23 protein-coding genes, 1 other RNA gene and 1 pseudogene are annotated in these 22,355 nt (G+C 68.9%); 11 read left to right on the plus strand and 14 right to left on the minus strand.

Going from position 1 to position 22,355, the window contains the following annotated elements; translation table 11 throughout:
• Nucleotides 1–94: 94 nt before the first annotated feature.
• Nucleotides 95–244 (plus strand): annotated as a pseudogene (locus A5775_RS10135) (VOC family protein); the annotation flags it as partial.
• Nucleotides 245–418: 174 nt separating this feature from the next.
• Nucleotides 419–1,363: a cobalamin biosynthesis protein gene (locus tag A5775_RS10140; RefSeq protein ID WP_067251458.1), complete on the plus strand. Its 945-nt coding sequence runs from the start codon at nucleotides 419–421 to the stop codon at nucleotides 1,361–1,363.
• Here the strand turns inward: A5775_RS10140 and A5775_RS10145 are convergent.
• Genes A5775_RS10145 through A5775_RS10155 form a run of 3 tightly spaced genes read right to left on the minus strand, consistent with a single transcriptional unit; the run spans nucleotide 1,345 to nucleotide 3,381 of the window.
• Nucleotides 1,345–2,184: an SURF1 family protein gene (locus A5775_RS10145; RefSeq protein WP_067251460.1), complete on the minus strand. Its 840-nt coding sequence runs from the start codon at nucleotides 2,182–2,184 to the stop codon at nucleotides 1,345–1,347. The two genes, A5775_RS10140 and A5775_RS10145, sit on opposite strands and share 19 nt — an antisense overlap.
• Complete coding sequence (locus A5775_RS10150; protein ID WP_082952954.1) at nucleotides 2,184–2,690, minus strand: low molecular weight protein-tyrosine-phosphatase; 507 nt, start codon at nucleotides 2,688–2,690, stop codon at nucleotides 2,184–2,186. Before A5775_RS10150 ends, A5775_RS10145 begins: the two co-directional genes overlap by 1 nt.
• Entirely contained in the window at nucleotides 2,683–3,381 is a 699-nt protein-coding gene (locus A5775_RS10155) for an HAD-IA family hydrolase (RefSeq protein WP_197512488.1), read from the minus strand. Before A5775_RS10155 ends, A5775_RS10150 begins: the two co-directional genes overlap by 8 nt.
• Before the next feature lie 90 nt (nucleotides 3,382–3,471).
• Here A5775_RS10155 and cobC point away from each other — a divergent pair, with 90 nt between their 5' ends.
• The 4 genes from cobC to A5775_RS10175 are packed head-to-tail and all read left to right on the plus strand — an operon-like array spanning nucleotide 3,472 to nucleotide 7,569.
• Entirely contained in the window at nucleotides 3,472–4,518 is a 1,047-nt protein-coding gene (cobC, locus tag A5775_RS10160) for an Rv2231c family pyridoxal phosphate-dependent protein CobC (RefSeq protein WP_067251465.1), read from the plus strand.
• Entirely contained in the window at nucleotides 4,515–5,663 is a 1,149-nt protein-coding gene (locus A5775_RS10165; RefSeq protein WP_067251467.1) for a Nif3-like dinuclear metal center hexameric protein, read from the plus strand. The genes cobC and A5775_RS10165 overlap by 4 nt, the downstream gene beginning before the upstream one ends.
• Nucleotides 5,660–6,397, plus strand: coding sequence for a zinc ribbon domain-containing protein (locus A5775_RS10170; protein WP_067251470.1), 738 nt, complete (start codon nucleotides 5,660–5,662; stop codon nucleotides 6,395–6,397). Before A5775_RS10165 ends, A5775_RS10170 begins: the two co-directional genes overlap by 4 nt.
• Nucleotides 6,394–7,569: a bifunctional RNase H/acid phosphatase gene (locus A5775_RS10175; protein WP_067251472.1), complete on the plus strand. Its 1,176-nt coding sequence runs from the start codon at nucleotides 6,394–6,396 to the stop codon at nucleotides 7,567–7,569. Before A5775_RS10170 ends, A5775_RS10175 begins: the two co-directional genes overlap by 4 nt.
• Here A5775_RS10175 and A5775_RS10180 read toward each other — a convergent pair.
• The 5 genes from A5775_RS10180 to A5775_RS10200 all read right to left on the minus strand — a co-directional run bounded on the left by A5775_RS10180 (nucleotide 7,558) and on the right by A5775_RS10200 (nucleotide 10,917).
• Nucleotides 7,558–7,962, minus strand: coding sequence for a VOC family protein (locus A5775_RS10180; RefSeq protein ID WP_067251474.1), 405 nt, complete (start codon nucleotides 7,960–7,962; stop codon nucleotides 7,558–7,560). The genes A5775_RS10175 and A5775_RS10180 overlap by 12 nt on opposite strands.
• Complete coding sequence (locus A5775_RS10185) at nucleotides 7,916–8,758, minus strand: helix-turn-helix domain-containing protein (protein ID WP_067251522.1); 843 nt, start codon at nucleotides 8,756–8,758, stop codon at nucleotides 7,916–7,918. The genes A5775_RS10180 and A5775_RS10185 overlap by 47 nt, the downstream gene beginning before the upstream one ends.
• A gap of 139 nt (nucleotides 8,759–8,897) precedes the next feature.
• Nucleotides 8,898–9,092, minus strand: coding sequence for a ferredoxin (locus A5775_RS10190; RefSeq protein ID WP_067251477.1), 195 nt, complete (start codon nucleotides 9,090–9,092; stop codon nucleotides 8,898–8,900).
• On the minus strand, nucleotides 9,089–10,267 hold the full coding sequence (locus tag A5775_RS10195; protein WP_067251479.1) for a cytochrome P450: 1,179 nt from the start codon (nucleotides 10,265–10,267) through the stop codon (nucleotides 9,089–9,091). Before A5775_RS10195 ends, A5775_RS10190 begins: the two co-directional genes overlap by 4 nt.
• Before the next feature lie 74 nt (nucleotides 10,268–10,341).
• Nucleotides 10,342–10,917, minus strand: a complete 576-nt coding sequence (locus A5775_RS10200) for a helix-turn-helix domain-containing protein (RefSeq protein ID WP_067251480.1) — start codon at nucleotides 10,915–10,917, stop codon at nucleotides 10,342–10,344.
• A gap of 46 nt (nucleotides 10,918–10,963) precedes the next feature.
• Here A5775_RS10200 and A5775_RS10205 point away from each other — a divergent pair, with 46 nt between their 5' ends.
• The gene (locus tag A5775_RS10205; protein ID WP_067251483.1) at nucleotides 10,964–11,593 is read left to right on the plus strand and encodes a bifunctional 2-polyprenyl-6-hydroxyphenol methylase/3-demethylubiquinol 3-O-methyltransferase UbiG; all 630 of its coding nucleotides are present in this window, start codon (nucleotides 10,964–10,966) and stop codon (nucleotides 11,591–11,593) included.
• Nucleotides 11,594–11,596: 3 nt separating this feature from the next.
• On the opposite strand, the gene A5775_RS10210 is transcribed toward A5775_RS10205, so the two are convergent.
• Complete coding sequence (locus tag A5775_RS10210; protein ID WP_067251485.1) at nucleotides 11,597–12,307, minus strand: 2OG-Fe(II) oxygenase; 711 nt, start codon at nucleotides 12,305–12,307, stop codon at nucleotides 11,597–11,599.
• Nucleotides 12,308–12,394: 87 nt separating this feature from the next.
• Here A5775_RS10210 and rnpB point away from each other — a divergent pair.
• Nucleotides 12,395–12,795: RNase P RNA component class A (gene rnpB, locus A5775_RS10215), an RNA gene on the plus strand.
• A gap of 96 nt (nucleotides 12,796–12,891) precedes the next feature.
• On the opposite strand, the gene A5775_RS10220 is transcribed toward rnpB, so the two are convergent.
• The 3 genes from A5775_RS10220 to A5775_RS10230 form a co-directional block, all read right to left on the minus strand.
• On the minus strand, nucleotides 12,892–14,451 hold the full coding sequence (locus A5775_RS10220) for a CYTH and CHAD domain-containing protein (protein WP_067251486.1): 1,560 nt from the start codon (nucleotides 14,449–14,451) through the stop codon (nucleotides 12,892–12,894).
• Nucleotides 14,452–14,543: 92 nt separating this feature from the next.
• Nucleotides 14,544–14,789: a hypothetical protein gene (locus A5775_RS10225; RefSeq protein WP_067251489.1), complete on the minus strand. Its 246-nt coding sequence runs from the start codon at nucleotides 14,787–14,789 to the stop codon at nucleotides 14,544–14,546.
• 90 nt (nucleotides 14,790–14,879) lie between these two features.
• Nucleotides 14,880–16,088, minus strand: a complete 1,209-nt coding sequence (locus A5775_RS10230) for an FAD-dependent oxidoreductase (RefSeq protein ID WP_082952955.1) — start codon at nucleotides 16,086–16,088, stop codon at nucleotides 14,880–14,882.
• A 128-nt stretch (nucleotides 16,089–16,216) separates the two neighbouring features.
• Here A5775_RS10230 and A5775_RS10235 point away from each other — a divergent pair, with 128 nt between their 5' ends.
• Nucleotides 16,217–16,597 carry a heme-binding protein gene (locus A5775_RS10235; protein WP_369827813.1) on the plus strand — a complete coding sequence of 127 codons (381 nt, stop codon included), beginning with the start codon at nucleotides 16,217–16,219 and terminating at the stop codon, nucleotides 16,595–16,597.
• A 10-nt stretch (nucleotides 16,598–16,607) separates the two neighbouring features.
• Here A5775_RS10235 and A5775_RS10240 read toward each other — a convergent pair whose 3' ends face one another.
• Entirely contained in the window at nucleotides 16,608–17,789 is a 1,182-nt protein-coding gene (locus A5775_RS10240) for a 1,4-beta-xylanase (RefSeq protein WP_156660651.1), read from the minus strand.
• Nucleotides 17,790–17,998: 209 nt separating this feature from the next.
• Nucleotides 17,999–18,844 (minus strand): 3-methyl-2-oxobutanoate hydroxymethyltransferase, encoded by an 846-nt coding sequence (panB, locus tag A5775_RS10245; RefSeq protein ID WP_067251528.1) that lies wholly within the window; start codon nucleotides 18,842–18,844, stop codon nucleotides 17,999–18,001.
• A 189-nt stretch (nucleotides 18,845–19,033) separates the two neighbouring features.
• On the opposite strand from panB, the gene A5775_RS10250 reads away from it, so the two are divergent.
• Both A5775_RS10250 and A5775_RS10255 read left to right on the plus strand, forming a co-directional pair.
• Nucleotides 19,034–20,590 carry an alpha/beta hydrolase gene (locus A5775_RS10250; protein WP_067251494.1) on the plus strand — a complete coding sequence of 519 codons (1,557 nt, stop codon included), beginning with the start codon at nucleotides 19,034–19,036 and terminating at the stop codon, nucleotides 20,588–20,590.
• A gap of 155 nt (nucleotides 20,591–20,745) precedes the next feature.
• The gene (locus A5775_RS10255; RefSeq protein WP_156660652.1) at nucleotides 20,746–22,308 is read left to right on the plus strand and encodes an alpha/beta hydrolase; all 1,563 of its coding nucleotides are present in this window, start codon (nucleotides 20,746–20,748) and stop codon (nucleotides 22,306–22,308) included.
• The last annotated feature ends 47 nt before the right edge of the window (nucleotides 22,309–22,355 follow it).

The raw sequence follows: 22,355 nt of genomic DNA on the forward strand, positions 1-22,355 counted from the left end.
CATGGGGCCTGCTCAGATTCCCACTCTCCTTGTGGCACATGCGATCTCGTGCACGTCGGGGCCGCCGCGCCGTCGAGGGGCTAGAGTCGACGCCATGGCCTTCCCAGCGCTCAATCACGTCGCGGTCACGGTGCGTGACATCGAAGCCAGCGGCCGGTGGTATCGCAACCTTCTCGGCGCCGACCCGATCCTCGACGAGCACACCGACGCCGGCTTCCGGCACCAGGTGTGGATGCTCGACGGCGCGGCGGCCCCGACGTGCACGAGATCGCATGTGCCACAAGGAGAGTGGGAATCTGAGCAGGCCCCATGAGGGATCCATCGGCCGGCCGGCGGACGGCAGCGAGAACACCGGCCACCGGAAGCGGCGCGGCTGACCGGGCAACCAGTCCGGCGTCCGGTGTGAGACGCTGCCGGGGTGTTCGCGACGCACACCCGCCTTTCCGGCGTGTTGATCGGCTACCTGGCCGACCGCGCGCTGGGCGACCCGCGACGGGGTCATCCCGTCGCCGCGTTCGGTCAGGCCGCCGCCGCGTTGGAGAGCCTGACCTACCGCGATGCCCGGACGGCCGGCGCAATTCACCTCGGCGTGCTGATCGGGTCGTTGGGCGTGGTCGGCATGGCCGTGCAGCGGATCGCCGAGCGCGGCCGGCTGTGCTCGATCGCGGTGACCGCCGCGGCCACCTGGGTCTCGCTGGGGGGAACCTCGTTGGCGCGCACCGGGCTGGCCATGTCGGAGTTGCTCGAGCGCGGCGACGTCGAGGGCGCGCGCGGGCTGCTGCCGTCGCTGTGCGGGCGCGACGCCGCGTCGCTGGACGGCGCGGGCCTGACCCGGGCGTCGCTGGAATCGGTCGCCGAGAACACCTCCGACGCCCAGGTGGCTCCGCTGCTGTACGCGGCGGCCGGCGGCGTGCCCGCGGTGCTGGTGTATCGCGGCATCAACACCCTGGACTCCATGGTGGGCTACCGCTCGCCGCGCTACCTCCGATTCGGTTGGGCTGCAGCGAGATTGGATGACGTCGCCAACTATCTCGCCGCGCGGGTGACCGCGTCGCTGGCGGTCGCGTTGGCGCCCCTGGTCGGCGGCTCACCGTCCGGCGCGGCGCGGGCCGGGCGCCGCGACGCCGGCCGGCATCCCAGCCCCAACGCCGGCGTCGTCGAGGCGGCATTCGCCGGGGCGCTGGGCGTGCGCCTGGGCGGGCCCACCCAATACCGCCACGAGCTGCAGATCCGGCCCACGCTCGGCGACGGCCGGGAGCCGACGGTGACCGACCTGCGGCGCGCGGTCATGCTGTCGTCACTGGTGCAAGCGGGCGCCATGCTGCTGGCCGGGCTGCTGTCGGGTTACCGGCGGCGGCCGTAACGGTCGGCGAGTTTGGCCTCAACCGTCTGCGGCGCTTCGGGAACGGGCGCCGTCTCGGCCGCCGGGGACGGCCGCTGTTGCTTCTCCTGGCGGCGGGCGCGGATCTCGGAATACGCGAAGTAGCCCAACCCGATCGGGGCGAGAATTCCGAACGCGATCCACTGGATGCCATAGGACAGGAACGGCCCGGCGTCCAACTGCGGCACGCCGACGACCCCGAGCCCGCCGGGCTGGCCGTCGACCAACTGCAGATAGGACCCGGCCAGCGGGACCTTCGTCAGCACCGCGACCTGCTCGGTGTCGATCGAATACACCTGCTGCACACCGTCTGCCACGAACGGATCCTTGCCCGCAGCGGCGGGCTCCGAGTTGCGCAGCCGCGCCGTGACGGTCACCGTCTGCGTGGGCGGGCGGGGGATCGGGGGAACGCGAGATCCCTCCAGCGGCCGCACATAGCCGCGGTCGACCAACACGGTGGGTCCGCCGTCGACGGCGAAGGGCGCCAGCACCTCGAACGCCGGTTTGGAGTCGATCACCCGCAACCGGGCCAGCACCTGGATGTCGGGCAGGTAATGTCCGGTCGCGGTGACCTGACGCCACTGATCCCCGGAGGCGGCCGAGTTCTGCTGCGGCAGCAAGGTTTTCACCGGGACGGGCGCGGTGTTCAGCGAGTGCTCGATCTGGTGGTTCTCCGCCGAGGTCCTGCTGTGCTTTCCCAACTGCCAGGGGGCGAGCACCGTGAAACACAGGTAGGCGAACGCGATGGCCACCAGGGCCAGCACTATCCAGCCCGGGCGCAGCACAAACGCCAATCTGCGCATCAACGCGACCCGTTCTGCGCGAGTCGTTCGTCGACCCAGTCATGCAGACCGGGCAGCGCGGCCTCGATCACGTCGTAGACGTGTTCGAAATCTTTTGTGTCGCCGTAGTAGGGGTCGTCGACGTCGGGCGTGTGGGCGCCGGTGCGCGGATCGAAAGACCGCAGCATCTTGACGCGGTCCTCTTCGGCACCCAGGTGCCGAAGCATCCGGGCGTGGTTGCGGTCCAGGGCCACCACCAGATCGGCCGCCAGATGGTCGGCGTCGACCTGCGCGGCGCGGTGCTCGCAGGCGTAGCCGTGGGCACGCAGCACGCCGGCGGCGCGCTCGTCGGCACACTCGCCGACGTGCCAGTTGCCGGTGCCGGCGCTGCTCACCCGCACCGCGTCCGCCAGACCCCGCCGGCGCAGCTGGTCGGCGAACATCTTCTCGGCCATCACCGACCGGCAGATGTTGCCCGTGCACACGAACGTGACGTGCAGCGGCGTCTTCGACCCGGAATCAGACACCCAACGCCCTCCGCAACTCGTCGATGCTCGCGGCGTGCGTGACGCCGTTCAGGCCCGCGGCCCCGTCGGGGAAGTCCGCCCTGCCATACCCCCAGCCGACCACCACGGTGTCGATGCCGTGTGCGGCCGCGCCGTGCACGTCGTGGCTGCGGTCACCGACCATCAGCACCCGCTCGGGCAGCGGCTTCAGCTGCGACAGCGCATGGGTGAGCACCTCGACCTTGGCTTTGCGGGAACCATCGGGGCTTGCCCCGGCGATGACCTCGAAATGCTGGTCGAGGCCGAAGTGGGCGAGGATGCGCCGCGCCGTCGGTTCCAGCTTGGAGGTGGCCACCGCCAGCCGGACGCCGGCGGCGCGCAGATCGACCAGCAGCGCCTCGATCCCGTCGAAGAGCGCATTCATCGCCCACCCCCGGGCGCCGTATTCCTCGCGGAAGGCCGCGATCGCGTGCTCGGCATCGTCGCCGAGCTCCATGGACCGGAAGGTGTCGTCCATCGGCGGGCCCACGATCTGGGCGACGAGGTCGCCGGGTGGCACCGGGGCGCCGATGTGGTTGAGCGCATGCAGGAAGCTGGCCACGATGCCCTCGGCGGAGTCGGTCAGTGTGCCGTCGAGGTCGAAGATCACCAGCTGCGCCCCAGGATCTGTGCGGCCAGGGGGCTGGCGATCGGCTGACGTTGTGCCTGTCACCTCACCATTGTCCTCGATGGGCGGGACCGGGTGTGACGGTGTTGCCGGTGTTCGTCCGGCCGGCCCGCGCGGCGCACTAGTGTTTCACGGGTGGCGAGTCTGAACCTGAGCCCGCCTGCGGCGCGCTATCACGGTGATCAGGCCGTCGCGCCCGGGATGCTGGATTTCGCCGTCAACGTCCGGCACGGCCAACCGCCGGACTGGCTGCTGCGACGGCTGGGCGCGCGGCTGCCCGACCTGGCGCGCTACCCGAGCATCGACGACGTCCATGCGGCGCAGGATGCGGCCGCCCGGCGGCACGGCCGGGCCCGCGATGAGGTGCTGCCGCTGGCCGGGGCGGCCGAGGGGTTCGCGCTGCTGGGCAACCTGCGCCCGGCGCGGGCGGCGATCATCGCGCCGGCGTTCACCGAGCCGGCCGCGGCGCTGACCGCCGCCGGAGTGCCGGTGCACCACGTGGTGCTGCGGCCGCCCTTCGGCCTCGAGGGTGCGGCCGTCCCCGAGGACGCCGACCTCGTCGTCGTGGGCAATCCGACCAACCCCACCTCGGTGCTGCACCGCCGCGAGCAGCTGCTGGCATTGCGCCGGCCCGGCCGGATCCTGGTGGTCGACGAGGCGTTCGCCGACTCGATTCCCGGCGAGCCGGAATCGCTGGCCGGTGAGGCGCTGCCCGATGTGCTGGTGCTGCGCAGCTTGACCAAGACCTGGGCGCTGGCCGGATTGCGGGTGGGCTACGCGCTGGGTTCGCCGGAAGTGTTGGCGCGGCTGACCGTTCAGCGGGCGCACTGGCCGGTGGGGACGCTGCAGCTGGCGGCCATCGCGGCCTGTTGCGGTCCGCAGGCCGTCGCCGACGCGGCGGCCGGGGCGGCGCGACTGGCCCAGCTGCGCGCTGAGATGGTGGCCGGGCTGACGTCGGTGGGCGCCGACGTGATCGACGGCCAGGCCCCGTTTGTGCTGTTTCGCACACCAGGGGCCGTTGAGTTACGAAATCGACTGCATGACAGGGGAATTGCTATTCGACGCTGTGATACGTTCGTCGGCCTGGACGAGCAATACTTGCGGGCCGCGGTGCGCCGGGAGTGGCCGCTGCTGACGCAAGCCATCTCGGAAACCACGGGACACCTTGGGGGGCGGCGGTGAGCGTCAAGCTGGCCGACGTCATCGCGGTGCTCGATGAGGCCTATCCGCCGCGGCTTGCCGAACCATGGGATTCGGTGGGCTTGGTGTGCGGTGACCCCGACGACGTGCTGAAGTCGGTGACCGTCGCGGTGGACGCGACGCCCGCGGTCGTCGACGAAGTTCCCGACGCCAGCCTGCTGCTGGCCCACCACCCGCTGCTGTTGCGCGGGGTGGACACCGTGGCGGCCAGCACCCCCAAGGGCGCGCTGGTGCACCGGCTGATCCGGACGGGGCGTTCGCTGTTCACCGCGCACACCAACGCCGACTCGGCCAGCCCCGGTGTGTCCGACGCGCTGGCCGCGGCTCTCGGGCTCGATGTCGAGGCCGTGCTCGAGCCGGCGACGAGCGCCTCCGACCTCGACAAGTGGGTGATCTACGTGCCCACCGAGAACGCAGAAGCGGTGCAGGCGGCGGTGTTTGAGGCCGGGGCCGGTCACATCGGTGACTACTCGCAGTGCAGCTGGAGCGTCGCCGGTATCGGGCAGTTCCTACCGCACGAAGGCGCCTCGCCCGCGGTGGGCAGCGTCGGCAACGTCGAGCGGGTCCCCGAGGACCGGTTCGAGGTCGTGGCCCCCGCGCGGCTCCGGGCCGCGGTGCTGGCGGCCCTGCGCGCCGCCCATCCCTACGAAGAGCCCGCGTTCGACATCTTCGCGATGGTGCCGCCACCCAGCCACGCCGGGTTGGGCCGCATCGGTACGCTGGCCCGCCCGGAGCCCTTGCGCGACTTCGTTTCCCGTGTCCACGCCGCGTTGCCGGCGACATCCTGGGGGGTGCGGGCGGCGGGGGTCCCCGACATGCCGGTGTCGCGGGTCGCCGTCTGCGGCGGCGCCGGGGATTCGCTGTTGGCCGCCGCGGCCGGTGCCGGCGTGCAGGCCTACGTCACGGCCGATCTGCGGCACCACCCGGCCGACGAGCATCGTCGGGCCTCCGATGTGGCGCTGGTCGATGTGGCACATTGGGCAAGTGAATTCCCATGGTGTGAACAGGCCGCCGACCTGCTGCGGTCGCGGTTCGGGGCGGAGCTTCCGGTGCGGGTGAGCTCGATTCGCACCGACCCTTGGAATGTCGAGCACGGTGACAACGAGTCCGGGGGGAAAAAGTCATGAAAGCCGAAGTAGCACAGCAGCGTTCGCTTCTCGAGTTGTCCAAACTGGATGCCGAGCTGTCCCGCATCACACACCGGGCCGCCCATCTGCCCGAGCAAGAGGCCTGCCGACGAATGCAGGAGGAATACGACGCCGCCGGCGACCGGCAGGGCGCGGTGCGTATCGCCTTGGAAGACATCGACGCTCACGTCAAGCGGCTCGAATCGGAGATCGATGCGGTGCGTCAGCGCGAAGATCGTGACCGGGCGCTGCTGCAGGGGGGAACGATCGACGCCAAGCAACTGACGGACCTGCAGCACGAACTGGAGACCCTGCAGCGTCGTCAGACCAGCCTGGAAGATTCCCTGCTGGAGGTGATGGAACATCGCGAGGAGCTGCAGTCCCAGCTGGACGCCGAGCAGCGGGCGCTCGAGACTCTGGAGGCCGAGATGGTCAGCGCGCAACAGGCCCTCGATGCCGCGCTCGCCGACATCACCGAAGCCCGCGAGCATCATTCGTCGCGACGCGACTCGCTGAGCGCCGCACTGGACCCGGCCCTGTCCGCCCTGTACGAACGACAGCGCGCCGGGGGAGGACCGGGCGCGGGCCAGCTGCAGGGAAAGCGGTGCGGGGCCTGCCGGCTCGAGATCGACCGCGGCGAACTCGCCCGCATCTCGGCCGCCGCCGACGACGACGTGGTGCGATGCCCGGAATGCGGTGCGATTCTGCTGCGGGTCAAGGGGTTCGATCAGTGAAAGTTGTCATCGAGGCCGACGGCGGATCGCGCGGCAACCCCGGGCCGGCCGGCTTCGGCGCCGTCGTGTGGACCGAGGACCGCGCGACCGTCCTGGCCGAGAACAAGCAAGCCATCGGCCGGGCAACCAACAACGTCGCCGAATACCGCGGCCTGATAGCCGGTTTGGACGACGCCCTGAAGCTGGGCGCCCGCGAGGCCGCGGTGTATCTGGATTCCAAGTTGTTGGTGGAACAGATGTCCGGGCGGTGGAAGGTCAAGCACCCCGATCTGATTGAACTGAATGCCCAGGCCCGAAGCCTGGCGGCGCACTTCGACAAGATCAGCTACTCCTGGATTCCGCGGGAGCGAAATTCCCACGCCGACCGGCTGGCCAACGAGGCGATGGATGCCGCGGCCGAGGCAAACGGTGCGGCGAAAAAGGGCGCACCGGTGGAAAAGCCCGCACCGGCGGAAAAGCCCGCACCGGCGGAAAAGCCCGAGCCCTCCGTCCCCGACACGGCGAAAACCGTTGCGGCACCATCGCCGACGGCACCCGGCTGGACCGGCGCCCGCGGCACCCCCACCCGGTTACTGCTGCTGCGCCACGGGCAGACGGAGTTGTCGGTGCAGCGCCGCTATTCGGGCCGCGGCAACCCGGCACTCACCGAGGTGGGGCGGCGGCAGGCCGATGCGGCGGCGCGGTATCTGGCTCAGCGCGGCGGGATTTCCGCGGTCTTCGCCTCACCGCTGCAGCGGGCCTACGACACCGCGGCGGCGGCCGCCAAGGCGCTGGGCCTCGATGTGACCGTCGACGACGGCCTGATCGAGACCGATTTCGGAGCCTGGGAGGGGTTGACGTTCGCCGAGGCCGCGGAGCGCGACCCCGAGCTGCACGGTCGGTGGCTGCGCGACACCAGCACCGCCCCGCCCGGCGGCGAAAGCTTCGACGCGGTACTGGACCGCGTGACAAGCATTCGGGAACGCATCCTCGCCGCCCATCAAGGCACGACGGTGCTGGTGGTGTCGCACGTGACCCCGATCAAGATGCTGCTGCGGGAGGCCCTGGACGCCGGGCCTGGCATCTTGTACCGGTTGCACCTCGACCTGGCGTCGTTGAGCATCGCCGAATTCTATTCCGACGGAGCGTCTTCGGTGCGGTTGGTGAACCAGACGGCGTATCTAACCGGCTGACAGCGGTGCGCCGCCGTAGTCCCCAAAGGACCACAGATTACCTTCGGGATCGCGCACGGTGAATTCACGGGCGCCGTAGTCGGTTTCGGCCAACGGCCGCACGACCTCGGCCTTACGTTGCAGCACCCGCTCGTAGAGCGCGTCGGGATCGGCGGTGACGATATAACCGCCGGCGGTACCGGGTTCGCGGCACCATTGCGCACCGGGCTTGTGGCTGCCCAGCATGATCCCTCCGCATCCCTGCGGCCAATTCAGTTGGGCGTGATCGACGGTCTCGCCCTGGCCGTAGCGCGCCGCGAGGACGAAGCCGAAGGTGTCGACGTAGTAATCGATCAGCTTGGGCGCGTCATGGGCCTGCAATGTTAACCAGACGGTCGGATTCGAAGCGGTCATGGTCCCACTGTGCGCCGAACGAATGGCCGCCGTCTTGAATGTTTCGGAACTCTTCGGCCAACCACCGCCGCGGCGGCACACCGGCGAAACGCACGAATTCGCGGGTCATGTGCGCCTGGTCGCTGTATCCGGTGGCGGCCGCGACCCGTGCGAGATCGACCCGTCCGTACCGGCGCGCCGACTCGGCGATCCGCGACGTCGCATACTCGAACCTCATCAGCATCGCCACCGTCTTCGGCGAATGGCCGACCTCCCGGCGGAACAGCGTCGTCAGGTGCCGCGGCGTCACTCCGACCGAGTCCGCCAGGGCAGCAACCGGCATCAGGCCGCGGCTGCGCTCCAGCAGATGCCAGGAATACGCGACCTCGGGGCGCACGGTCGCGCCGTCGTCGCGCCGTCGTGCTTCGATGAGGTAGCGGGCCACCAGCGCGAACACGTCCGGCCAGCCGCGCGCCTCGGTCACCCGATGATGCAGTTCGACGACGTCGCGATCCAGCACGGCGGTCGCGTCGTATTCGGTGACGGGAAGCTCGGCGCTGGGCACGCCGAACAGCGCACGTGCTGCGAGCGGATGCACCGCCAGCTGCACCCCCGCCTGGCCGCGTCGCTGCCGCACATGACTCGCCCGCACGTGCAGGCCGCTGAGCAGCAGCGGGTTTGGGCGGGCAGCCTCCAGTGCGCTTGCGGTGTCACCGGCTTCCACCCCGTCGTCGAGACTGACGATGAACGTCAACGTCGAGGACGGCATGCCACGGTGCACGCCCTCGGGAGCCTCCAGGGTCCGGTATCCGACCATCGACGTCACGCCGGGCGCGCTGCGCGGCGCGGCCACGGCGTATTCCGAGCCCCGGTCCACCACACCACGTTAGCGCCGCGCCCGCCCGAATACGAAGGTCGAGCACCGCTGCGGCGCAGCACCGGCCGTCCAGGACGCTTCAGCGCGAAAGCGTGATGGCGCGCTCCGGGCAGTTTCGCTCCGCTGTGACGGCCTGCGCCTCGAGTTCGCCGGAGACCTCCTCGACGAGCACCACGGAGTGGCCGACCTCGTCCGCGTCGAAGACGTCGGGCGCCAAGGCGTAACAGCGCCCGTGCCCCGTGCACACGTCGGCGTCGACGGCTACGCGAGTCATGGCACCGGAAATACCAGCGGCAGCGACTCCACCGACCGCAGCGCGGCGGTATAGGAGAGCTCAGTACCGGGCTTGATCTCGTAATCCGGTATGCGCCGGTGGAATTCGCGCAGGGCCACCCGCAGTTCCGTGCGGGCCAGGTGCGAACCGAGGCAGCGGTGCGGGCCGCCGCCGAAGGCCCGATGCCGGTTCGGGTTGCGGGTGAAGTCGACCAGCTCCGGGTCGGGGAATTCGGCCGGGTCGGTGTTGGCCGCGCCCAGTAGCGGGCTCACCCGTTCACCCTTGCTGATGGGACACCCGCCCACCTCGACGTCCGCAACGGCAACTCGAGCGACCCCGGGCACCGGTGTCTCCCAGCGCAACAACTCCTCGACGGCGCTGGGCAGCACGTCGGGCTGCTCGACGAGTTGATGACGGTGATCGGGGTGACGCGCCAGGTACACGAAGAAACAATCGAGCGAGTCGGTGACCGTGTCCAGTCCGGCGATGAGGAACAGGAAGCAGATGTCGAGCAGTTCCTCGCGCGACAGGGGCTGGCCGGCATCGTCTTTGAAGTTCGCCGCGATCATCGCGGACAGCACATCGTCGCGCGGGGCGGCGATGTGGTCGTCGATGGCATGGTCGAAGTAGTCGTAAATCTGTTGCGCCACACCCGCGGAGCTTTCGTGGCGGCGGTTGAAGCCCGAGTCGCCCTCCGGGCGGATCACGCCGTCCTTCCACACCAGGAATTGGTCGAGGTCTTCCAGCGGCAGGCCGAGCAACTGCAGAAACACCGTGCACGGCAGGGGAACGGCGAACTCGGCATGAAAGTCGCACTCGCCGCGGTCGGCGAAGCGATCGATCATCTCGTTGACCAGCTCGGTGATGCGGGGTTCGCGCCGGGCCATCTCCCTCGGAGTGAACAGCGGGTCGAGGATGCGGCGGTACTTCGCATGCTCGGGCGGGTCGATTTGCAGCGGAATCAGCGGGCGGATGTTGCCCAGATCGACCGCGTCCATGTTCGACGAGAACAACTCCGTGTGCTTGAGCGCCATCTCGATGTCGGCGAGCCGGCTCAGAACCACCGCCTGCGGCGACCGGAGCACCGGGCTGGATTCGCGCAGCGCCTTGTACATCGGCTGCGGCTCCGCGAGCCCCGTCACCGTCTGGTCGACGAAACTTTCGGCTTCTGTCATCTGGTCAGCCTGGCACCAACGTCCCCGCTGGGCAATGGTGAACGCTGAGCGATCGCTCAGTGAGATCTCGGGTCCTAATCGTGCAGGTGAAGCCGTTCGCCGTGCGGGCCGAAGATGACGATGGCCTCCACCGGCCCGTCCACCACGCCGAACCAGTGCGGCGTCCAGGTCGAGAACTCGACGGCCTGGCCCGCCTCGATGGTGAAGTCGCGGTCGCCCAGGATGAGCCGCATCCGGCCGGCAAGCACGTACATCCAGTCCTGCCCCTCGTGCACCGGCAGGTCGGCGGGCGGGTTGCGGCGCCGGGCGCTGACGCGAACCTTGAACGCGTGCAGCCCGCCGGCGGGACCCTGCCGGGTCAACGGCCAGTAGGTGACGCCGTGGTGGGTGTGCGCGGCGCCGCGCACCCGCGGGTCGGGCGGTTGGGAGGTCTGCAACAACTCGTCGGTGCTCACCGAGAGGGCCCGGGCCAGCCGCGGCAGATGATCCAGCGCCAGCCGGCGTTTCCCGGACTCCAGGCGGCTGAGCGTCGAGATGTCGATGCCCGCCCGCTCGCCGACCTCCTGCAGCGTCATGCCGCGCTGCACACGCAGTTCCCGGAGGCGTCGGCGCACCAGCAGGTCGATATCTGGGGTGGTTTTTGCCTGCATGGCAATTCAGCTTGGCAAACCGAATTGAGATGGGCAAGCTCGCGGTGTGGACAGTTCTTGCAAACCTGATGATGCCCAGCAGTTCTGGGAAGAGCGCTACCGCTCGATCGAGCGAGTCTGGAGCGGAAGGGTGAACCCCCGGCTTGCCGAGGTTGCCGCCGATCTGCCGCCGGGACGGGCCCTGGATCTGGGCTGCGGGGAAGGGGCCGACGCACTGTGGCTCGCGGAACACGGCTGGCAGGTGGTGGGCGTCGACGTCTCGGATACCGCGCTGCTCCGCGCCAGCGCGGCCGCGTCGGCGCGGAATATGCTCGCCCACATCGACTTTGAACGGCATAACCTCGACGAGACTTTCCCGCAAGGGATGTTCGACCTGATCTCTGCCCAGTATTTTCATTCGCCGGCCCGCCTCGACCGGGAAAACGTGTTGCGGCACGCCGCCGACCGGGTGAACCCCCATGGCGTGCTGCTCATCGTGGACCACGGGGCGGTGCCGCCGTGGGCGCAGCACCACGATCACTCCTTCCTCGGTATCGAGGAGGTGATCGCCTCGTTGCGGCTGGACGCCACCGCCTGGACTCGGCTGCGGACCGAGACCGTCGAGCGCGAGATGACCGTCAACGGGGAAACGGCCAGGGTGCCTGACAACGTGATTGCGTTGCGACGGGACCGATAACCCCTACGCCGCGTCGTGAAAGATCAATCCCATGGCATAGCGCTGCCCGGTGCGAACCACGGACACACCGTGGCGTACCGGCGCCGCGGACCAACCGCGGGCCGAGCGCACCGGCCGCTCCCGCGTGGTGAAGACGTAGCCATGCCCCTGCGGCAATTGCGTTGCCGTGCCCCGGGATTGGGCCCGCGGCCGCTGCTCGACCAGCAGGAATTCCCCGCCGGTGTAATCGGTAGCCGGGTCGCTGAGGTTGATCACCACCTGCAAGGGGAACACCAACTCCCCGTAGAGGTCTCGATGCAGCGCATTCCAGTCGCCCGCACCGTATTTCAGCATCAGGGCGGTGGATCGGGTCTGTCCGGCGGCGTGGCAGGCCGCCAGCCAATCGTCGAGGCGGTCCGGCCAGGGCGTGTCCCGGCCGAGCTTGCCCCACCAGGCGCGGGCGATCGGCAGCAGCCGGGGATAGAGCGCCTGTTTGAGTTCCTCGATCGGTGCGGGATAGGGCGCGTGGAAATAGCGGTACTGCCCGGCGCCATAGCGTTTGGGCGCCATGTCGATGGTGGAGCGGAACAGAGCGTCGTCGGCATAGAGCTTGCGCAACCGCGCCGCCTCGGCCGACGTGACCAGTCGCGGCAGCAGCGCCCCGCCGTACTCGTCGACCGCGGCGGCGATCGCATCCCAATCGCCCGAGTCCACGCGCTTCTCCCACAGGGACATCCGCGTCCTTCCGATTCGTGGTCGAAGTCCACGGTAATGCGTTGCTGGCCCTGGCCGGGTGCAGCGGGTACCGTTTATCGTCGCGGACGAGTTGGCCGGGCGGCCGCGGAGCGTCGCAAGGCGGTTCGAGGAAAGTCCGGACTTCACAGAGCAGGGTGATTGCTAACGGCAATCCGAGGTGACTCGCGGGAAAGTGCCACAGAAAACAGACCGCCACCCTCGCGGTGGTAAGGGTGAAACGGTGCGGTAAGAGCGCACCAGCATCCCGGGTGACCGGGGTGGCTAGGCAAACCCCACCCGAAGCAAGGCCAAGAAGGCCGCACCGCTGGTGCGGCCGCGCAGGCGTTCGAGGGCTGCTCGCCCGAGCCTGCGGGTAGGCCGCTCGAGGCACCCGGTGACGGTGTGTCCAGATGGATGGTCGCCGCCGCACTGCCGTTGCTACGCGCGGCGGTGGGGAACAGAATCCGGCTTACAGGCCAACTCGTCCGCCCTCCGCGAAAGTGCAACTAGCGACCCGTTCGCCGAGGGGAGGCATCGGTAGTTGCAGTCTCGCGACCGGAAGGCGCGGGCCGTGCTCGCGCTAGTTACCGCACCGCTTTGGCGAGCTTGCGCAGGGTGCCGCCGAGTTCCCGACGGCACCGCTGCGCCAAGTCGGCCTCGCGCTGATACAGCAGCCCGTACGTAAAGGTGTCTTCGCCGGCGGCGTGGGCGATTTCCGCCTCCTGGCGCAGATGCTCTCGGCTGACCACGCTGTCTTGATGATCGCCGAGCAGCGACTGCACGGCCTTGGCCCGCTCGGACACCTTGGCGGCGCCGGTAGCGGCCGCGGTGTACCGAAGTCGCTTGGCGCGCTTACGGATTCGGTGTATCGCTTCGTTGCGGAGGTGGTCGTCGCCGGGGTGCTCCCGATCGATCTGGGCGGCGGCCTTCGCGGCCTTGCGGACCTTGCGGTATGCGGTGTCGATGGTTGCCGGGGCGTGTTCCTCAGCCGAGGCGGCGAAGGGGGTGTGGGCCGCAATCACGTCCAGGGAGTCGAGCAAACGGAAGTAGCGCTGCGAGCGCATGGCGACCAATGACCGGCGCAGCCCGGTCTGGTAGCGCCGCTGGGCGCCCCCGACCAGACGTTCGCGCACCGGGCCGCGCACCAATTCCGGTGCGAGCGCGTCCAAGTCACGCTCGTAGCGCTCGGCGAGCACCTCGGCGTCGCGCGCCGTGCCCAAAATCCCGGCGAGCTCACGCAGCTCGTCCAGAACCCACTCCTCCTCGGGCAACCCGAACGAGTCCTGGTAATCGCGCAGCAGGCTGCGCAGCTTGCGGGTGGTCACCCGCATCTGGTGGACGGAGTCATAGGCGTCGGCGCGCACGGCGCGGTCCCACACCAGCAGCTCGCGAACTTGCTCGGCGATGGCGCGCTGCAACGGATCCCCGGATGGCTGCGCGCCGTCGGGCGGTGGCGTGGTGCCGAGCACCCGCGCCAGCTTGGAGCCGTGTCCGGCCGGCGCGGCGCCCGCGTCCAGCAGCCGGTTGCTCAACCGGTTCAGCAGCTCGGTGCCGGCGGCTCCATCGGTTTGCCCGTCGAGGAGCTCCAATTCCCACTCCCGCCACTCCAGCTCGGTGGGCGCCGCGTCGGCGTCATCCGAGGTGGCCCCGGAGGAGTCATCGGGGCCCCGCATGGACCACGCGGTGACGTGGTCGTTGCTGAATTCGGCCAGCGCGATGCCCGCGGCGTCGTACAGCACCTGGCTCTCACGCTCGGTGGTGATGCGCGCGACCGGCTGCAGTGGGCGGTCACGGACGATCGCCAGCACGACATCCGCCAACTCGGTGGGCACCGCGTTGGTCCCGCCCGGTCCGGATGCGTCCAGCGGTGTGCGGACCTCGGTTCGCGCGTCGGGCCCGGACGGCAGCTTCAGATGCCACCCCGCATCGGAGCCACCGGTACGGCGGCGCAGGGTGATCTTGTTGCGCGCGAGGTCATGTGCGGACGTGTCGAAGTACGTCGCATCCAGCGTTTGCGTCGGCGACTTCTCGACGTGGGCGACCGCGGCGATCCCTTCGAACGACGGCGACACGGTGGACTCGACGACGTCGAACTTGCGCTCTACCTCCAGATGACGCGAGGTCTGCGGCGGTTGTGCAGGCATCTTCGGCTCCGTGGACGGCGCGTCGCCGCGGCCTTGAACGTGGTGGACGGTGGGAGATGAGACCCATAGCCTGCCATACCGCGATGACCAAGTTATGGCGGCGGCGGCGGAGGGGGAACCTCGTCCTCTGGCAGCGGCGCGTAGACCGCCGGCGGCGGGGCGTAGCGCGCGATGTTGTCAGCGATGTTGGTGCACCCACTCACCGAGACGCGTCGGCCCGCACTCACACACACGCTTGCTTGCACGCGATCGGCAGACGGCACGGCGGTAAGGATGGCGGGGACGGCGGCCATGCCCGAGAACACCAGCAGTGCGGCAAGCCCGCGGCGGCGATTCATCTGCGATCTCCTTCCAGCCCTCATCGCATTGTGCCGTCACAGCACGGGAGGCGGGCCGAGAATCCGAATATCTGCACCGTCGCCGGAAGCCTAGGCCGTGTGCACGTCCGGCGTGCGGACGTGTTCGGGACGAAGGCCTCGCCCGAACGCGATCGGCGGGATGGATCGCAGCGGGCCGCGGCCCACGATCGCGGGTATCGGGATGGGCGACAGGTCACCGTCCAAATTGCGCGCGATCGCCCGGTCCTGGGCGACCACCTGAATAGCCTGGATGACGCGTGTGGGCAACTCCCGCCGGCGCTGCACCTTGGCGAGGTCTGTGTCGCGCAGCCGGCCCTCGCGCAGCGGCGCGCTCAGGATGTTGGCCGCCGCCACGGCATCGGCGACGGCGAGGTTGATCCCGACACCACCGATCGGTGACATGGCATGGGCCGCATCACCGATGCAGAGCACGCCGGTACGCCACCACGTCTTGAGCCGGTCCACCCGCACGTCGAGCTGACTGGTCTCGTCCCAGGAACGAAGGTCGTCGACGTGGTCGTGCAGCTGCGGTCGCGCCGACACGATGCGCTCTTTGAACGCCTCGAGCGACCCGTCGCGGGGATTCGACCCCTTCGGCATCAGATACGCGATCTGCCAGTAGTCGCCCCGATAGATCAGGGCCATCATGAAGCCCTTACGGACCACCCCGTAGAGCTCCCGCGGATCGCCGGGACGCCAGTTCAGCCGAAACCACAGCACGTCTATCGGAGAGTGCGCCTTGGCGACCTCGAGCCCGGCCGCGGCCCGCACCGCGGACTTGCGCCCATCCGCGCCGACGACGAGGTCGGCACGCACCTCCAGGTCGGGCGTGCGCGCCCCGACCACCCGATCACCGTCAAAGATCAGGTCTTTGACCTCGGCGTTGCGAATCAGCGTGAATTCCGGGTAGGCAGACGCCTTTTCGGCGAGGAAGTCGAGGAAGTCCCACTGCGGCATCAACGCGATATACGGCTGTTTGAAGCCCAACCGCTTGAGCACACCAAAGTTGCCCAAGGTGCGAATCGTCCCGTCGGTGTCGAAAGCGACACGGTCGACTTTGGTATGCGGCAGCCGCAGCAGCTCGTCGACCATCCCGAGCTCGTCCATGATCCGCAGGGTGCTCGGATGCACAGTGTCCCCGCGGAAGTCGCGCAGGAAGTCATTGTGCTTCTCCAAGACGACGACCCGGACCCCTGCGCGGGCGAGCAAGAGCGCGTGCACAAGGCCGGCGGGGCCCCCGCCGGCAACACAAACCTGGGTCTGAAGGGCTTCCGTCACGGCCCGACCCTACCGCGGCCCCGCACTTCTTTTGCCGCCTGATTCGCGCGTGCGCGCCGCCGAAACCCCTTATGGTGTGCGGTACGAATACCGCTCGCCTTGCGGATCGTCGACGAAGGAGCGTTTGCATGGGGTCTTTTGATCGCCCGGCGGCCCGAGCCGTTGCCGGCGCAATGGCGGCCTGCGCGGTCAGTGTGGCAATGCTTTTCGCGCCGGCCGGGTTGGCCGCCGCCGACGCGCCGATGGACGATCCGGGGCCGGCGCCGACGGCGCTGCCCAATTGCACGGCGGCCGACCTGGCCCAGGTCTCGGCGGGTGTCGCCGCTGCCACGTCGGCGTACCTGTTCACGCACCCGGACGTCAACGACTACTTCACCAGCTTGAAGGGCCAGCAGCGCAGCGACATGCGTGATCAGCTGAAGCAGTACATGGATGCCAACCCGCAGACCCACGCCGACCTCGAGGGCATTCGCCAGCCGCTGACCGACTTCCAGAACCGGTGCCGCTGACGCGTCCCCGTCAGCCGGCCGGTGGCGGCTGCAGGTGCATCGCCAGGTCGCTCAACTCGAGGATCGTTTGAATCTCGGTGTCGCGGAACGGCCGTCCGTCGGGGCCGAGCAGGTCGTGAAACCACTCCTGCGGCATCGCCGGATCCGGGTCCGGGTGATCCCAGGAGTCCCAGGGAAAGTACGTCTGAGTTTTCCCGGCCACGAATCCCCAGTTGAACGCGCCGACGTTGGCACGCTTTGCGATGGGCAGGATGCTTTGCACCGTGCTGCCCAGCGGCCGGGCCATGTACTCGGTGCACAGGATTGGCCGCCCGAGCGGGACGAGCTCGGCGATGCGCCTCTCGAACTCCGCCGGCTCGCCGTAGGAGTGGAAGGTGATGACGTCGGAGTTGTCGAGCTGAATCCCGCTGATGACGCTGCGGCGTGCCGGGTCGGCCCACTCGCCGTGCCAGACGCCGCTCGTCAAGGGTTGGCGGGGATCGACCGAACGTGCCCACTCGAATACCTGGGGGAGCAAGTTGGCGACCAGGTCGAGCTTGTCTTTCCGCTCGACCGAGGCGTAGGCGTCCGCGGGGTTGTCCGGCTCGTTCCACAGGTCCCAGCCCAAAATGCGGTCGTCATCGCGGAATTGCGTCAGGACCCCGGTGAGGTAGCCGCGCAGGGTGCGCACGTAGCCGCGGTCGTCGAGGCGCGCGGCGCCCGGACTCTGCACCCAGCCGGAGTTGTGGATGCCGGGCCGCGGCGCGCGCTGCGGGCCGGGCTTGGGGAAAGGATCCCAACACGAATCGAACAAGACGAACAGGGGTTTGATGCCGTGGCGGGCCGCGATGTCGACGAACCGCGCGAGGCGGCCCTGGAACCCTCGGTGATCCTGCACCCAGAGCAGATCGTGCAGGAACACCCGCACCGCGTTGAACCCGTTGGTGCGGGCCCAGCCCAACTCGGTATCGATGCGCCGGGGGTCGAAGGTATCGGCCTGGAACATCTCCAGCTGGTTGATGGCGTTGGACGTGATGTAGTTCGCGCCCACCGGCCAACCCTGCGCTTGATACCAGCGGTTGGCCCGCTCGGGCGACCAGCGGCTTGCTTGCGGCGAGGTGCGAGGGGGCTGCGCGGACGCGTGCGGTGTGCGGGCCAAAACGATGCCTCCTGCCGCTAATAGCGGCAACTTCAACACCGTTCGGCGGTGCACGAAGTCACCTCGGTTCCCAGGGTCGATGTGGTCCACCCTTGCTCTTAGAGACCGGATCGTCTCTAAAGCAATCGTACATCCCTGTCACACAACGCATTTCGGCGGTTCATTGTGACCGGGATAACGCCGTCAACCAGGCGGGACCCTCAGATCGGCGTCCTGAGAGCGCGGCGCAGCGCGCCGACTATTCCTCTAGCCTACCCGGCGGATCAGAAGCAGTGCTCGTCGGCGGGGAAAACCCCTGCGGCCACCTCGTGCGCATATTGCGTTGCGGCCCGGCGCAATTCCCCGCCGATGTCGGCGAAGCGCTTGACGAAGCGGGCGGCCTTGCCGCTGCTCATGCCGGCCATGTCCTGCCAAACCAGGACCTGCCCGTCGCAATTCGGCCCGGCGCCGATCCCGATGGTCGGGATGGTCAGCTTGCCGGTGATCTGGGTGGCCAACTCGGCCGGCACCATCTCCATCACCACGGAGAACGCTCCGGCCTCGGCGACGGCGATCGCGTCGGCGACGGTCTGTTCGGCCGCGTCGCCGCGGCCCTGGACGCGGAAGCCGCCCAGGGTGTTCACGCTCTGCGGGGTGAAACCGATGTGCGCCATCACCGGGATGCCCGCGGCGGTCAGGCAGGCGATCTGCTCGGCGACCCGTTCACCACCCTCGAGCTTCACCGCGTGTGCGCCGCCCTCTTTCATGAACCGCGTGGCGGCGGCCAGCGCGGCCGCGGGGCCGGCCTCGTAGCTGCCGAACGGCAGGTCCGCGACGACCATGGCGTGCTGGGCGCCACGCACCACGCCGCGGACCAACGGGATCAGTTCGTCGATCGACACCGGCACGGTGGTGTCGTAGCCGTAGACGACGTTGGCCGCCGAGTCGCCGACCAAAAGGACCGGGATGCCGGCCTCGTCGAAAATGCGGGCGGTCGAATAGTCGTAGGCCGTGAGCATCGCCCACTTGTGCCCTTCGGCCTTCATCTTCTGCAGGTGGTGGGTGCGGATCTTGGTGAGCGGCTGCGCGGGCGCAGACGGGTTGGCACCGTAAACGTTGTGCTCAGACATCATTGTCCCTAGTGGGTGGTCGGGTCGATCCTCGTGGCCCAATGCGGGTCCCCGGGTTCGTCTGACGGTGTCATTCTGCCATTTCTTCGTCGCGGTTGAAACGGCGCGGCAGTGTGACGCAGGCCATGCTCGGCTGGCGGCGGTGCCGCTGATCAGGATCTCAGGTTTCCTCTGGCAGCATATGTTGGCATGGGTTTGTCTCGCCGCGGCACGAGCGCGCGCACGCTGCTGCTCTGGACGTCGGTCGCTGCCGTTGCGCTGCTGCTGGCGGGCTGCGAACGGGTGGTGGTGGGCCGCGCCGTGATGTCCGAACCCAAGCTGGGCCAGGCGGTGGAGTGGACGCCGTGCCGGGCGGCGAACCCGAAGATCAAACTCCCGGCGGGCGCGCTGTGCGGCAAGCTCGCCGTGCCGGTCGACTACGACAACCTCGACGGCGACGACGCGACGCTGGCGATGATTCGCTTTCCCGCGACCGGAGACAAGATCGGTTCGCTGGTGATCAACCCCGGCGGGCCGGGGGAGTCCGGCATCGAGGCGGCGTTGGGCGTCGTCCAGTCGTTGCCGAAGCGGGTCCGCGAACGGTTCGACCTGGTCGGCTTCGACCCCCGCGGGGTGGGCGCGTCGCGCCCGGCGGTCTGGTGCAACTCCGACGCCGACAACGACCGGTTGCGCACCGAGCCGAACGTCGACTACAGCCCGGCCGGTGTGGCCCACATCGAGGACGAAACCAAGCAGTTCGTCGGCCGCTGCATCGACAAGATGGGCAAGGGCTTTCTGGCCAACATCGGCACGGTCAACGTCGCGAGGGACCTGGACGCGATCCGGGCGGCGCTGGGCGATGACAAGCTGACCTACCTCGGTTACTCCTATGGCACCCGGATCGGCTCGGCGTATGCCGAGGCCTACCCCAACAAGGTGCGGGCGATGATCCTCGACGGCGCCGTCGACCCCAACGCCGATCCCATCGAAGCCGACCTGCGGCAGGCCAAGGGATTCCAGGACGCGTTCAACAACTACGCCGCCGACTGCGCGAAGCAACCGACCTGCCCGCTGGGCACCGACCCGGCCAAGGCCGTCGACGTCTACCACAGCCTGATCGATCCGATGGTCGACCCCGACAACCCGATGGTGGGCCGGCCGGTCCCGACCAACGATCCGCGCGGCCTGAGCTACAGCGACGCCATCGTCGGTACCATCATGGCGCTGTACTCCCCGAACCTGTGGCACCACCTGACCGACGGCCTGTCCGAACTCGTCGACCACCACGGCGACACCCTGCTCGCCCTGGCCGACATGTACATGCGCCGCGACGTGCACGGCCACTACACCAACGCCACCGACGCGCGGGTGGCGGTCAACTGCGTGGACCAACCACCAATTACCGATCGGGCCAAGGTGATTGACGAAGACCGCCGCTCCCGGGAGATCGCGCCGTTCATGAGCTACGGGCAGTTCACCGGCCATGCGCCGCTGGGCACCTGCGCGTTTTGGCCGGTGCCGCCGACGAGCAAGCCGCACACCATTTCCGCGCCCGGCCTGGCGCCGACGGTGGTGGTGTCGACCACGCACGACCCGGCGACTCCCTACAAGGCCGGCGTGGACCTGGCCAACCAGTTGCGCAGCTCGTTGCTGACCTACGACGGAACCCAGCACACGGTCGTTTTCCAGGGCGATGGCTGCGTCGACAACTACGTGACGGCTTATCTGGTCGGCGGCACCACGCCGCCGAGCGGCGCAAAGTGCTGAGGCCGCGCAATCAAGCCGCGCCGAACGTGCACTCCCGGCGAGTTTTTCGTCGATTCGTCACCGTGAGTGCACGCTCGGTGAGGGCTCGAGTCGATTGAGAGCCGAGACCAAGGCGTAATCGTTTCGCGCTCCCACGGGGACCCGCGGCTGACACGATGACACCCATGTCGCGCCGGAGATCCTTGAGCTCGGCGCTGCTTTCATTCGGTCTGGTGCTCAGTGGTTCCGCCGCGCTGCCGGTGGCCGGCGCCACCCCGGAACCCGGTGCCGGGCAGACCCCGGCCCCGAACCCGCCGGCGGCCGCCGTGCCGCAGGGCTGGGGGAGCTGCGACCAATTCGTCACCGACACAAGCGATATCCCGGCCGCGCGATGCACCACGGTGTCCGTCCCGGTCGACTACAACAACCCCGGCGGCGCCCAGGCCAAACTGGCCGTCATCCGCGTGCCGGCGACCGGACAACGGATGGGGTCGCTGCTGGTCAATCCCGGCGGTCCCGGCGGCTCGGCGGTCGACATGGTGGCCGCGATGGCGCCGGACCTCGAAAACTCGCCCGTGCGACGCAACTTCGACCTGGTCGGCTTCGATCCGCGCGGGGTGGGCCACTCCACCCCCTCGCTGCGCTGTCGCACCGACGCCGAGTTCGACGCGTACCGCCGGGAACCGATGGTCGACTACAGCCCGGCCGGTGTCGCGCACATCGAGCAGCTCTTCCGGCAGCTGGCCCAGCAATGCGTCAACCGGATGGGCACCGCGTTTTTGGCCAACGCCGGCACCGCATCCGTCGCGCGTGACATGGATGCGGTGCGCCAGGCGCTGGGCGACGAGCAGATCAACTACCTGGGATACAGCTACGGCACCGAGTTGGGCACCGCCTACCTGGAGAAGTTCAGTAACCACGTGCGGGCGATGGTGCTCGACGGCGCCATCGACCCGACCGTCGGCCCCATCGACGAGAACGTCAACCAAATGGCGGGATTCCAAACCGCTTTCAACGACTACGCCACCGACTGCGCCCGCTCGCCGGGCTGCCCGCTGGGCACCGACCCGTCCCAATTCGTCGCCCGCTACCACGCTTTGGTCGACCCACTGGTCACCAAGCCGGGCCGCACCTCGGACCCCCGCGGGCTGAGCTACGCCGACGCGACCACCGGCACCGTCAACGCGCTCTACACGCCGGCGCACTGGAAATACCTGACCAGCGGCCTGCTCGGCCTGGCGCGCGGCACCGACGCGGGCGATCTGCTGCTGCTCGCCGACGACTACCAAGGGCGGGAACGCAACGGGCACTACTCCAACGACCAGGACGCGTTCAACGCGATCCGGTGCGTCGACGCCCCCAATCCGACGGACCAGGCCAGCTGGGTGAGCGCCGATCAGCGGATCCGCCAGGCCGCGCCCTTCCTCAGCTACGGGCCGTTCACCGGAAACGCTCCCCGGGATTTGTGCGCGCTGTGGCCGGTGCCGGCGACGTCGGCGCCACACGCCGCGCCGCCCATGGCGCCGGGCAAGGTTGTCGTCGTCTCCACCACACACGACCCGGCCACCCCGTATCAGGCCGGGGTGAACCTGGCCCGGCAGCTGGGCGGCCCGCTGATCACCTACGACGGCACGCAGCACACCGCGGTGTTCAACGGCGACCAATGCGTGGACAACGCCGTGGTGCGCTACCTCGTCGCGGGCGCACCACCGCCGGAGTCCTACCGCTGCGGTTCCTGACCAGCGTCGGAACAACCCCGCGCGCAAGCTTCGCAACGCTTCTGAGC

Origin of the sequence: Mycobacterium sp. 852002-10029_SCH5224772 (genome assembly GCF_001667315.1) — a bacterium.
Taxonomy (GTDB): domain Bacteria; phylum Actinomycetota; class Actinomycetes; order Mycobacteriales; family Mycobacteriaceae; genus Mycobacterium.